Annotated in this window: 9 protein-coding genes; 1 reads left to right on the top strand and 8 read right to left on the bottom strand. The window is 39.7% G+C overall.

What is annotated here, in order from left to right; translation table 11 throughout:
- Positions 1-502: 502 nt before the first annotated feature.
- The 3 genes from ND2E_RS07420 to ND2E_RS07410 all read right to left on the bottom strand — a co-directional run bounded on the left by ND2E_RS07420 (position 503) and on the right by ND2E_RS07410 (position 5,519).
- A complete protein-coding gene (locus tag ND2E_RS07420) occupies positions 503-3,715 on the bottom strand; it encodes an efflux RND transporter permease subunit (RefSeq protein WP_033094577.1) in 3,213 nt (1,070 codons plus the stop codon).
- A gap of 12 nt (positions 3,716-3,727) precedes the next feature.
- Entirely contained in the window at positions 3,728-5,038 is a 1,311-nt protein-coding gene (locus tag ND2E_RS07415) for an efflux RND transporter periplasmic adaptor subunit (RefSeq protein ID WP_052056694.1), read from the bottom strand.
- Between the two features lie 133 nt (positions 5,039-5,171).
- Entirely contained in the window at positions 5,172-5,519 is a 348-nt protein-coding gene (locus ND2E_RS07410; protein ID WP_033094578.1) for a hypothetical protein, read from the bottom strand.
- A 423-nt stretch (positions 5,520-5,942) separates the two neighbouring features.
- On the opposite strand from ND2E_RS07410, the gene ND2E_RS07405 reads away from it, so the two are divergent.
- Positions 5,943-6,638, top strand: a complete 696-nt coding sequence (locus tag ND2E_RS07405) for a 2OG-Fe(II) oxygenase (RefSeq protein ID WP_033094579.1) — start codon at positions 5,943-5,945, stop codon at positions 6,636-6,638.
- Between the two features lie 62 nt (positions 6,639-6,700).
- Here the strand turns inward: ND2E_RS07405 and ND2E_RS07400 are convergent, their stop codons facing one another.
- Genes ND2E_RS07400 through ND2E_RS07380 form a run of 5 tightly spaced genes read right to left on the bottom strand, consistent with a single transcriptional unit; the run spans position 6,701 to position 13,137 of the window.
- Positions 6,701-7,630, bottom strand: coding sequence for a dienelactone hydrolase family protein (locus ND2E_RS07400; protein WP_033094580.1), 930 nt, complete (start codon positions 7,628-7,630; stop codon positions 6,701-6,703).
- Complete coding sequence (locus tag ND2E_RS07395; protein ID WP_033094581.1) at positions 7,618-9,267, bottom strand: urea transporter; 1,650 nt, start codon at positions 9,265-9,267, stop codon at positions 7,618-7,620. The genes ND2E_RS07400 and ND2E_RS07395 overlap by 13 nt, the downstream gene beginning before the upstream one ends.
- The gene (locus ND2E_RS07390; protein ID WP_052056696.1) at positions 9,248-10,633 is read right to left on the bottom strand and encodes an alanine racemase; all 1,386 of its coding nucleotides are present in this window, start codon (positions 10,631-10,633) and stop codon (positions 9,248-9,250) included. The genes ND2E_RS07395 and ND2E_RS07390 overlap by 20 nt, the downstream gene beginning before the upstream one ends.
- A gap of 4 nt (positions 10,634-10,637) precedes the next feature.
- Positions 10,638-12,842 (bottom strand): ATP-grasp domain-containing protein, encoded by a 2,205-nt coding sequence (locus tag ND2E_RS07385; RefSeq protein WP_033094582.1) that lies wholly within the window; start codon positions 12,840-12,842, stop codon positions 10,638-10,640.
- A complete protein-coding gene (locus tag ND2E_RS07380) occupies positions 12,829-13,137 on the bottom strand; it encodes a PqqD family protein (protein ID WP_033094583.1) in 309 nt (102 codons plus the stop codon). The genes ND2E_RS07385 and ND2E_RS07380 overlap by 14 nt, the downstream gene beginning before the upstream one ends.
- Between the last annotated feature and the right edge of the window lie 20 nt (positions 13,138-13,157).

Here is a 13,157-nt window from a genome sequence, read left to right on the forward strand (position 1 = left end):
ATATCTCTTTTAATTCGAATTGAAAATCAGAACTTAATGAAGGTAATCGATTTTTTCTATTTTTTCGTCCTTTACGATTATTCCTTCTAACTTTTTTCATAGTGATAACCGTTCCGAAAAACATAACAGCTTATTATGAGGCAAAATTCCTTCTTTCTACAGAGGGGAAAAATCGTCCATAATTTTATAATGAAATGAGGTTACTTGATTGTTCTCTATAGATCAATGAGTTAAAAATACTGAGTTAAGTGGTTGATGTGTGAAAGGAGGCAAATTGCTCGCTTTGTTGTAGAAAGAAGGAATTATAATAAGCTGTATCAATAAACGGTTTAATTAACACTAGAAATAAAACTATTTTGATATTAAAACTTATTTTTTAAAACCAAATAGACTAATTAATTTACCTAAACCAACCCTATTTTGTACTCTATCTCACCCTTGTTATTCAATTTTTTCATCATCCTAAAAAAGGGTAACGTGCATTACCCTTTAGCTTAATTAATTATCTTCTAAGATCTTTGATCTTGGCTTTTGAGAACCAAGCATATAAAACAGGTAACACAAATAAGGTGAGTAAGGTCGCAGTAACCAAGCCACCGACAATAACACTCGCTAGTGGTCGTTGAATTTCAGCCCCTACCCCATTAGACATTAGCATAGGGGTCAAGCCTAATGCTGAGGTAATAGCGGTCATAAGCACCGGACGTAAACGTGAAATTGCCCCATCAAAAACAGCTTTTGAAGTATCTACACCATCTTTTACCAGCTGATTAATGCTTTCAACCATCACCACCCCATTAAGCACGGCAACACCGAACAAGGTGATAAAGCCTACAGAACTTGGTACGGACAAGTATTGTCCTGAAATATACAGTGAGAAAATACCACCGATAACGGCCAAAGGTACATTCACCAATATCAACAGCGCTTGACCAACAGAGCCAAAGGCAAAATAAAGTAGTAAGGCAATTAACGCTAACGATAAAGGCACCACTACTGATAGTCGTTGTTGTGCACGTTGTTGATTTTCAAATTGACCACCAATCACCACTGAATAACCTGCAGGTAAGTCCACTTTATTTGCAATGGTTTGACGAATATCAGCGACTACATTACCCATATCCCTGCCTTGAACATTCGCTTGAATTACCACGCGTCGTTGCACATCATCACGGCGCACTTGCGGTGGGCCAGATTCAAAACTCACAGTAGCAATATCGCCTAAACGTACCCAAGCACCTGTAGGTGATTGTATTCTAAGGTCTGCAATAGCTTCTTGGTTATCACGGTATTTTTCTTCAATGCGTACATAAATATCGTAACGTTCATTACCATTAATTATTTGCCCTGCACTAACACCACCGATACCATTTTTAACCACCGCCATAACATCACCTACCGACAAGCCAAATCGTGACAATTGTGGTCTTTTGGGTTTGATCACTAATTGCGCTTCACCCGCGATTTGCTCTAAAGCAACATCTCTTGCGCCTTGAATTTGTTTGATGGCCAATTCTATTTCTTGCCCTTTGCTCGCCAGCATTGTTAGCTCTGGGCCAAACAATTTTATGGCAAGTTGCGCTTTAACCCCTGATAGTAATTCATCAACACGTGTCGCGATTGGCTGTGAAAAGTTAAGTAATAATCCAGGGAACTGCTCAAGCTTTTCCTCCATTAAACCTTGTAACTCAATGCGACTTTTAGCGCTGGTCCATTGTGAAATGGGTTTCAAACCAATATATATTTCAATGTTATTTACCGGCTCAGGATCACCGCCGATTTCAGCGCGACCAATTCTACTTAGGGCATATTCTACTTCAGGGAACTCCATTAACTTTTCTTCGAGAATAGGAGCAACCGATAAAGCTGTTTCTAAACTTGATGATGGCGCTAACGTTGCTCTTAGGTTAATGGTGCCTTCTTCTAATTCTGGTACAAATTCAGTACCTATTTGTGGAACTAACGAAGCGGCTCCTATGAGTAAAACTATTGAGGCAACAATGACTACTTTTGTATGTTTCATCGCTGACTTTAGCCCTTTACGATATAGCTTATCTAAGGGCTTTAAGACAAAACTTTTTCTTTCTTTAACGCCTTTATTGAACATAAAAGTGGCTAAGGCAGGTACAACAAGTAGTGCGACTAAAATAGCGGAAATAACCGCTAATATAATACTGATAGCCATCGGCTGGAACAGTTTAGCTTCCACCCCTTCAAAGCTGAATAAGGGTGTAAAGACCACTAAAATTATAGAAGCAGCAAAAAATACCGGACGCGCAACTTCTTTCCCTGCTGCTTTTAAACGCAAAGGAATACCTGCTTCATCATGCTCGATATCATGCTCGATATCATGCTGGTCAGCCTCAATACCTATATTTCTCGCTTGAACATTTTTATAGTACGTTGTATCTGGTCTGTTTAGATGTTTGAACATGTTTTCAACCATGACTACAGAGCCATCAACTAACATACCAATAGCAACGGCAATTCCGCCTAACGACATTAAATTTGCTGATAAACCCATCCAAGACATCACCATCAAGGCGATAGCAATTGAAATAGGAATTGAAATTAATACTAAAAATGTTGCACGCAAGTTCATTAAAAATAGCGCAAGTACAATAGCAATAAATATGAAAGCAAGGGCTAATGCTTCAACTACGGTATCAACTGCTTTGGTAATTAAATCTGCTTGATCATAGAAAGGTTCAAAACGAACACCTTCAGGTAGTGCTTGGTTGATCATAGGAATACGAACATCAATACCGTCAATGGTAGCTTTGGTATTGGCTCCCATACGTTTTAATACTATGCCTGAAACTACTTCACCTAAGTTTTCAATGTTGCCTTGTGTATCTCTGCGCGTCATAGTTACCGCACCTTGACGTATTTCACTCCCCAGTGAAACGCTTGCCACATCTTCGATAGTCACCACAGTACCATCAACTGTTTTAACCGGAACTTGGCTAATATCTGATAAACCAGCATCACCACTATTAAACCAACCTGTGCCACGAATAGCTAATTGCTCTTGTCCGCGGTTCATGTACCAACCGCCAACATTGGCATTATTGTTATCAAGTGCCGTCACAATATCATCTTGCGTTAACTCATATGACAACAATTTATTGGGTTCAATATTTACCTGATATTGCCTAACGTTGCCGCCAAAAGACAATACGTCAGTTACGCCATCGACGGGCATAACTAATAACTTCACTATCCAATCATTCAAGCTTCTTAAGGTCATGGAATCATAACCGGAATCTTTATCTGCAATTAATAAATACTGGAATACTTGGCCTAAACCTGAAGTATTTGGTCCCATTTCTGGGGTACCCACGCCTTGAGGAATTAACTCTTTTGCCGCTTGTAGTCGTTCAAATACTAACTGACGAGCAAAATATATGTCTGTCCCTTCTTTAAAAACAACCGTGACACCCGATAAACCCGTTTTTGAAATAGAGCGTACTTGCTCTACATCAGGCAATGCATACATCACCGCTTCAATGGGATAAGTTATTAGCTGTTCAACTTCTTCAGCAGCTAAGCCGGGAGCTTCCGTATTTACCGCCACTTGAACATTGGTTACATCAGGAAAAGCATCTAAATTTAGTTTTGGGATCACCATAACAGAGGCTGCTATCGTGACGATTAAGGCGATAATTACCAAAAGTCGATTATTGATCGACCAATCAATCATTTTATTAAACATAACCTTATTCCCCTAGTGGCCGTGCGGATCAAATCCGCCTTTTGCTATTTCTGATGCCACAAAAAATGCACCTTTTGTTACCACGCGGGTATCAGGCTCAATACCAATGATTTGACGGTAATCACCTAAAGGTTGGCCTAATTCAACCTCAACGGCTTTAAATTCACCGGGATGATCTTCTACAAATACCGTCCAATCACCATCTGCTCCACGCATTAATGCAGTCTCTGGTACTGCTATTACGGGCCCTTGAGTATCGAACTGAAAATTTACATTAACAAACATGCCTGAATGCAAGCTGTCATCTGTATTTTCAACTGACAATCTAACAATTCGGGTACGGGTACTTGGATCAATAGTATGTGCTTCTTGAATAACCTTAGCCTCATGCACTTGTCCAGCAAACTCAACTTTTGCTGAGGTGCCAATTGGAAGGCTTAACTTTTTATTTGGTGAAACACGCGCTTCAACCCATAAGTCTTTCTCATCTGCCAACACCATAACTTTTTCGCCTGCAGGTACACGTTGACCTTGAGAAAAATCATCACTTAATACCACACCAGAGCGTTGGGCAACTAAGGTATATTCACCAAGATTTGACGAGTTATTTTTTACAATATTTTGAATAGCAGCTTTGGTTAAACCAAAAGCAGTTAATCGACCATAGGCTGATATGTAATCTGTTTCACTGGCTAATAAACGGCTTTCACTGACTGTACCAAGACCTAATTTTTTAGTTCGTTGCCAATCACTGTAAGCAACACGATATTCTGCTTGTGCTGCCGCCATTGATTCGCTAAATAAGGTCACCAAAGCCTGCCCTTTACTAACATGTTCACCCAAAATAGCGTGGCGACTGATCACCACCGATTCCGTACGTGGAGAAACAATATAACTGGTATAGCCATTTGCTTTTATTTCTCCAGGCGCGTAGACACTTTTAGCGAAAATTGTCGGCTTTAAATTAGTGACTTTGATATGGGCGAGTGCCATTTTCTCTGGGCTAAAGCTAATGCCTTCTTCATGATCTTCTGCAGTCGTTGATTCACTCGCTGATTCACCACCATGGTCATGGCCGTCATCCGATTTTTCCTCAGTCGCATGGTCGTCTGTGCTGTCATCAGCACCGTGTTCATGACCACTTTTATCAAGTACGTTTTCACTTTCAGCGTCATGATCGTGGTCAGTTTTTAGAATGATAGGTTGTTCTACTGCTGGCGTTTTTTCTACGGTCGATCCCTTGTACGATAATGCCGTAGTTGATACGACAGCCAAACCGATGAATAGCGCGATTCCAGCATATTTTACTGATAAGAATTTCATAATAATCTCTTAATTTAATAATCAAATGCCGCAACTAAACCAAGATAAACCACTAGACTAACGTCAATTAAATTACATTAAGTGAAGTGCTAGTTAAGGATAAGTTTGTTACGGAGATAGCGTTAAAATTAAATTAAACGATGGGGGGGCGTATTGGCTCTTCTGCGAAAACGTTATCCGCATGATCAGTATAAAAATATTGATTTGTGCTGATGAATTTAAGAGTTGCTAGTGCAGATTTATTACTGGCGACCCACTGGGTATGAGCGCCTTGACAATGACCACAATGGTGGCAGTCTTTAATATTATGTTCGGAGTCTGATGATTCGTCGAAATGTTCAATATCATCATTTTCATGTGAATGTTCTGTTTGTATATGTTGAGAGTCGACTACATGACTTTCATCTGAATCAGCCACAGCAGCATATGATTGCAATGCAATCAAAAATACTAGTACTAAGCCTACCCAAGTGTTTTTCATTTGTAACCTATGCTCTACTATTAAAAATATCAGAATATTCGGCAGTTATGCTAATCAAATAATTTTAGTCCGTCAATAAGGTTAATAACTACTATTACACTTTATAACAATAATACGGTGTATCTATCGTCAGTCTTCTCTTATGCATTATTGATGACTATTCATTTACATTTAAACCTGATAACTGATAAAAAAAGTTATCAATTCAATCCCCAACAAAATACCAATATATCAACGGCAACATATCAACGGTAATATATAAAAAATCGTAAAAAGACAACTTTCATTATTGCCTTTTATAGCGAGAGTAATTATGCATCACAACAATATTGCTACATAATATTAACAATTAGATTGAACTCTACGTTAAAATAAAATATAAAACTATGCTATTAAATGAATTAGAAACGACGAGAATAACTAATGAGCCAATTTATAGGTGTGTTTGACAACGCTTTACCTGATGAACTGTGCGATAAACTCATTCAAGGCCACCACAAAAGTGACAAAGTTGCTAAAGGTCGAGTGGGTAGCGGTGTCAATACGCAGCTAAAAGATAGTCGCGATGTCACTATGGTTGAAAAAGACTGGCAAGCACTACAACTTGAACTGATCAATGCTAGCTACCCACATGTAAAATCTTATTTAACTGAACATTATATGGCGTTAATTTCAGCATTGAATCCCACAGTTAGAGATCCGGATACAGGTTTACCTACATCGGTGACTAAAGAAAATTTTGACCGTTTGGGTACTGCTTATCTAGACCAGTTAATTCAGTACGTTTTTTGTTACGACAACTTTACTGTTCAGCAATATGAAAAAGGTGTTGGCGGTTATCATTACTGGCATTCAGAGATATTCCCACAACTGCCCCATAATAAACCATTACATCGTGTGTTAGCATTTTTATATTACTTAAATGATGTCGAAGAAGGTGGTGAAACCGAGTTTCATTATCAAGGAATAAAAGTTAAACCGAAAAAAGGCTCTTTAATTATTTTTCCTGCGGGCTTTACTCATACGCATAAAGGCCATATCCCGTTATCTGATGAGAAATATGTAGTCACTTCATGGTTAATGTATAACAAAGCCGAACAGCTTTATGGGAAAAAATAATATGACTTAGTTATTAAAGAGAACGTGGGTTATTTGACTTTTGATTTTCAGCTTGAGGTTATTCATAGTGAAGCTGCAGCGTCTAAAAGAGCTTCAGGACTTAATCTTTTTTGCTCGCTGAAGTTGTTTTTTAAAAATGTTTTTATAGCTGCTTGTGCATCGAGGTGCGCTTGCTTGTTATAACCAACATGAACACCTCCCCAGGGATGCTGTTTTGATTCTCGTCGAACATGATTTAAAAACTGATATCGTTGTTGTTGATCATCAAAATTATGATAGGCACCTGCGTATGTCCACAATTGCTGCTGTAATTCATCTTTATCACTATTTAATAATTGTTGACAGTGGATCGGTCGAGTCCATTCATCGTCTTCCCCCATCAAAATACGGATAGGTACGGCAGCTTTATAGTCTTTACCTGACATCATATATTGCTGGTACTGCCAACAACTCGGATAAAATGCAATGCCTGCGCTGTAACCTTTTCCCTGTGTGGTAGAACTTTTCTCTAATACTTTTAATGTTATGGCACCGCCATAAGACCAGCCAAATAAAACAATTTCGTTAGAATTGACTTCACTGAGTGACTGTAAGTAATTTAAGGCAATCAAAGCATCTTTAGGTCTTTGCTGATTAAAGTGTTGCCAAATGCGGTCGTCGGCTGTACAAATTTCTTGGATACCTTGAAGACTGAAGCTATCTACAATCAAGGTTGTATATCCCCATTCATTGAGAGTTTTGCTCCACTGATGGTGTTTATTTGAAACGCCATAACAGCCATGTAGTAAGACAGCAGCGGGATGGGGACCAACTCCTTCAGGGTGCATTATGGTAACTGACAATGGAGATTTATCTACTGATTCATTGTCTGACAATACAATCACTTCACCCTGTGAGTTTTCTGGTAATTGCAACATTATCAGTACGATTGCCACCACAAAGATAGCAAGCGAGATAATTACTTTTATCTTGATTAAGTTCATTTTTTCCATTTGCAGTACCACTTCAACGGATGAAGTATATTTGTGAACCAGTTAATGTATGTTAGCCAGTTGGCAATATCACCTGTGAGCTGTATGTCTTTTGCTTCGAGTAAATAAGTTGAAGGTAATGTGCCGATAAAGATAATGGGGATTTTATTGGCGTTAGCATTTTCAATTATCATCGACACTACGGGAGTAACTGCCGGTACGCCAATCACCAACAAACTGCCACAATTCGCCATGTTAGTTTGCAACGCTTGATAACACTCTGGATCAATGTTTTCATCCGCCGCTAAAATTTGTGGTTTAAGTAACCCTGAACAATGTTGGCAGTGTAAATCTCGTTGTAACCAAAGTGGTACTGGAGGCCAAGCTTGCTGCTGTGCACAGTCAAGGCAATATAAGTTTTTTATTGAACCATAACATTCGTAAATTGGATGCTGTTCATTGGTAAGAAGGCTATCGACTGTTTCAGTAAAAAGCCCTGACAAATAGTAATTCAACAAGCTATCGAGTTGTTTATCAATATTATTTTTATTCATTGTCAACGCTTGCTGGTAATAGTCATACGATGCTTTCCAATAGAGATAACGGCAACGTTTCGACGCTTTAAATTCAGCTAGCGTGTAACTAGTGATTGGCACCTTGGGATCTAACCATTGGCCAGAGGGATAATCTGGCAGTGCGCCTTTACGTATTCCTGATCCCGTAATGGCCACGCAATGTTTCGCTCTTAAGCGATTGAATAACAGCAGCTGAAATGTTCTCCAAAGTTCACTTTGAAGTAGGTTATGATCTTTATACCGTCTGAAAAAAATTAATGTTATTAAACTGCTTAAAATAAATGGGAATAAGAGAGGCGCGCTTAATTGCTCTAAGCCAGTGATGAACCAGAAAAACCATATACACCCTGCCAACAATGTATTCATTGTTGCCGCTAATGTCGATAAGCTAGAGTGTTTCAAAAATAGTGTTTTTATCGAGAAATAAGCTAGTGGCAAGTTAATTGCCCATAAGTCTACCAAAGCATAAAAGTTTAATCCGGTAAACCACTGAGCTATAAGACCGCCTACTAAGCTAATACCTAGGGTTTGCAAAGTAGCAAGCGGATATTGATATGCCATAGCAGACACCACAAGAATTATGGCAACTTCTCTACTATACGTTTGCAAAATAGGCACAGCTTTCCCAGTAAAAAATAGATAATTGGGATCTAATGAAAAGATTGAAATTGTTAGTACAATAAACAAAATACTAACCATAGCGGGAAGAGATAATATTGGTAATTGCCTTGGGATGAGTAAAGCACGTAAACGGCATTCAAGAAATAGGCAAACTAGCAGCGTAATAAGAAACAAGCACAAACCCTTGATGCTTAGTATAGAGTCGCCCCAATACATGCCAATTATTGCACCGTTATACCCAGCAATACCTAGCCTCCACTCTTGCAAAGTGTAGTCTTTAATAATGAGGCTTAAGCTATTGTTAATTATTACAGCTATTATCGCTGCAAAAGCTGACCACACAGAAACGAAACCAATAGCTAAAAAGATTAATAGACCGGATGTTTGCCGATCTAAAAAAGCAAGTTGAGCGAATGATCTCCATTGAACGGTAAAATGATTTTTAAAATTGACATTTATCATCACGCAGTCGGCCTGGCAAAAGATCAAGCGCAAATATATCTCGGAAAGTCTCGGCCCGTCTAATAAGTTCTGGTCCCTGCTCACCTAATAATATGGTCGCTGGTCTGGGTTGAATAAACTGATTCGACTGGGTGTGACAATATGCGCCAACATTACCGATACTCAGATGGTCACCAACATTTAGTGCAGGCATCAGTATTTGCTCACGTAATCTATCACTTTGCATACACAAAGGACCAAAGATATCGACTGGCTTTAATAACCCTCTTTCTTCAGTCGTTGTGGCTGCAACCGTTTTTATTTGATGATTGTAATAACAAACAGTTGGAACTAAATTTACACCAGCATCAATAATAACCGCACTTCTGCCGCCAACTATCTCTTTCTTTGCAATAACAGTACTTAGAAGTTGTGTTGAGGCATCGACGATGGCGCGTCCAGGCTCCAGTATCAACGTTGGATTATTGCCAAATAACTCGCTATGTTTTCGTAATTGACCAAAAATATGCTCCGCATAAGGTAGCAGAAAATCATTATTTGTACGTTGACTGCCGCCGGGTAAGTCGTACTCAGGTCTGAGAGTATTGGCTGAAGGAAAGCCTCCTCCAATATCAAGACTCGTCGGATTAAGCCCCAATTCTCTCGCTTGTTTCGCTAATTCTATAAGCTTTTCAACAGCATTAGCGTAAAGTTCATGGACTAAAACAAAGGTACCTACATGACAGTGGAAACCTTCAAATTGAAGCTTGTTATTACGGGAAATTTTCCTAAGTGCACCTAAACTCTCACCATTTTCATTGTTAAACCCAAACTTGGTCCAAGGATTAGTTCCAAAACGAAAATTGACCCGGATAGCTACTCTCGCAGGGGTCAATAATTCCTCAGATAGTTGTTCTATGAGTTCAAGTTCATTGAAGTTATCAATATTTACCAGTGCCCCTTCACTCAGTGCCAATTTCAGTTCTGATTGCGTTTTATGTGGACCATTAAATATAATTTCTTTGCCTGGAATACCTAAGGTGCGTGCCAACTCATATTCCATACCGGAAACGACTTCAGCTTGGGCGCCTTCTTGACGAAGAATGGCGCAAACAGCGGGTAAATAGTTCGTTTTTATGGAGTACGCTACCTTGGTATTAACGTGTTCATCACTAAAGCTGCGTTTAAAATTTTTATAATCTTGACGTAATTTTTGCTCTGACACTACGTAAAGTGGCGAGCCAAACTTGTGCAGTAAGTCAGCAGTATCCAACGTTAAGGGTTCATCTGCTGCGACCGTTATATTGTGTAGTTGGTGTTTCTCCAAAGCCAAAAATGGCAAAACCTCTATAACTGGTCGGTGGTAAGGTTTAAGTGCAATAGTCATGATATCAACTTTCCTTAATTTGGTCTGAAACAATTCGATTATGATGTAGATATCCCTTGGTCGAGAAAGAGGCCAATTGATAAGGCTGTAATCGTAATTCAGTCGTACTTCTTACAAATACAAGGTCTGTTTTGTCTGGTTCAGGGGTTATTTCTTCACCTAGTGCAGTGCGTACAGCCTGTTGGGGATGATTTGATCCTAGCGTGGCAGAGTAGTAAATCCAGCCAGTAAAACGTGGATTGATCTCAATAAGATAAAAGCGGTCTAGTATTTCGTCCCTAATAAATTCCCCCTCTACTGGCCCTACCCACTTAATTTCTTTTAAGAAACGGGCAAAAGCTGCTTCTAATTCTAATTGAGGCAACCGCATGGCGCGCCAAGTACTACCTTTAGGGCATAAGCTTAATTTTTTCACCGTTAACATTGTTAGCGGTTCATGCTGATGGTTACAAACCGTTGCTACAGCAAAACTTGGCCCGCTGATCATTGGCTGAACTAAGACTTCTTTCATTCCATCATAATACAGAGTGTGCCAAGCTGCTTTCGCCTGACTTTCATCAATCACAGTGACACAAAAAGAGATAGGCCCTTTCACCACGGCAGGTAAACCGACTTTTTTAACGGCTGCTAACACTTCATCTTCATTGCGGGCACTTATAGTTTCTGGGATCACAAAACCTTGTTGATTCGCCTTATAAATACCGCTAAAGAGCTGTGTTTTACTCCGTTTCTCAAAGCTATCTAGGTTGGGTAATAGAGTATGTACGCCCAATTCTTTTAACTCATCAGCAAACTTTATAAAAAATGGTATTTCGCCATCCAAACAAGGAATTAATACATCGATGGGCTGCATTTTTATAATTTTTTTAAGCTGTTCGAATAGGGTATTGTCATTTTCTGTAATAGGTAATTGAAAACAAACATCAAACAACTCTTTGTTATATGCCCCAGAGTCAAATGTGCCATAACAAAGGCCAATTAAATGTAAACCACCAGAGGCGCTTCGTAACGCTCTGGCAACGCCAATACCTGAATTAACAAGATCAAAACTACTCGTGCCGGTTACCGCAACACGCACTCCGTCAGACTGACCTATTGATGTGTTGCTATTGTAGATTCTTGATTGTGCGTTATCTATTTCCTTCACATTTATGTGGCCATGGCGATCTAAATGTTGCATATCATCGAGTGGCACTGCTGCTTCAGTAATACTACGAACTAACAATGGGGCATCATTTGTTCTATTTTCAGGGATTATCGTGCTATCTATCTCAGGCTCGGTTAATAGTTGAAGTAGTTCTACAGCTAAGTTTTTATTGGCCCAATGACCTAGCATACACCAATCAGGTAGAGAGGATTTAACACCTTCTAAAAAGTAAATTGAACCGCCTGTTGGGTGGATCAAGTCTAAAGTTATAGGTCCACGAGCATCTAGCTTTTTGATGATCTCCAGTCCTTGGGACTCTAACTCAGGACTATCAATAATGCTGCTGCAAACCGAATGGCCATTACTGTTGATAGCCAGTTTTCTACATGAAAGATTATCAACTCGCTCACCATCTTGATTAATAAGACAAGACAACGAGTAAGCCTCACCCGCAATGCGGGCCTGCAAAAGTACGCCAGACCGTCGATCTCGCTCAAGTACCGCAGATGAAAAACGTAATACCTGTTCCGCGTTATAGGCAATTAGTTCTAATTCGGCGCCTTTGACGAGAACAGGATAACCTAGATGATCGGCATAATGGGCTACTTCATGTAAATGGTGTGCAATCAAACTGTGTGGATACGCAATATGATGTTGGTGTAGATAGGAGGCTAAGGTGAGTGACCCCAATTGAGCAACTTTATCGGCATTGGGTACTAGTGTATCTATGTTATTTTTTCTAAGTCGCTCTGCCAATCTTGCAGTAGCAGCAATATCTTGCTCTAAGCATGGAATGAAAGCAGTAAACCCCAATTTTTTTTGAGCATGGAGTAAACTTGAATAAAACGCCTCATCTCCTTTAAGCGGACTGTGAATCCGTGTCACTGTATCAACCAAGCCAGGCTGCCATGCCCCCGTCATCGCCGAATCATCAACTAACGCATCAATAGTCAGCGGTCCCTGCCAACCTGCACGTAATGCTCTGGCGACACTTGCTCCTGCATGTGGAATATCAAGGCCACCAAAACCAGTAATGGCAACTCGAGTATTAGAAGTTTTCATAAACAAATCCTGTACCACTGAGTTGTTGAATGAAAAGTAGTGCATCTTGTCGTGCTTCTATCACCGACACATCGAATCGACTGGTCAAGGCATCAGCTAATTGGTCGCAGGTGGTACCATTTTGCAAGGCAACCAACAAGACACCTGCACTATCATTACAGGTACAAATAGCTCCGCTGCGGTTATCTATCAATACCCACTCATTTTCCTCAAGTCCTGGCTCTAGCGAGACCCAAGAACGCAGTGCAAATTGTTGAGGAATAGTAGTCGACTCTCTATTGGTAAAACTATTCATAATACTTTCCCTTTTGTACC

Source organism: Colwellia psychrerythraea, from assembly GCF_000764225.1.
Lineage (GTDB): Bacteria > Pseudomonadota > Gammaproteobacteria > Enterobacterales > Alteromonadaceae > Colwellia > Colwellia psychrerythraea_D.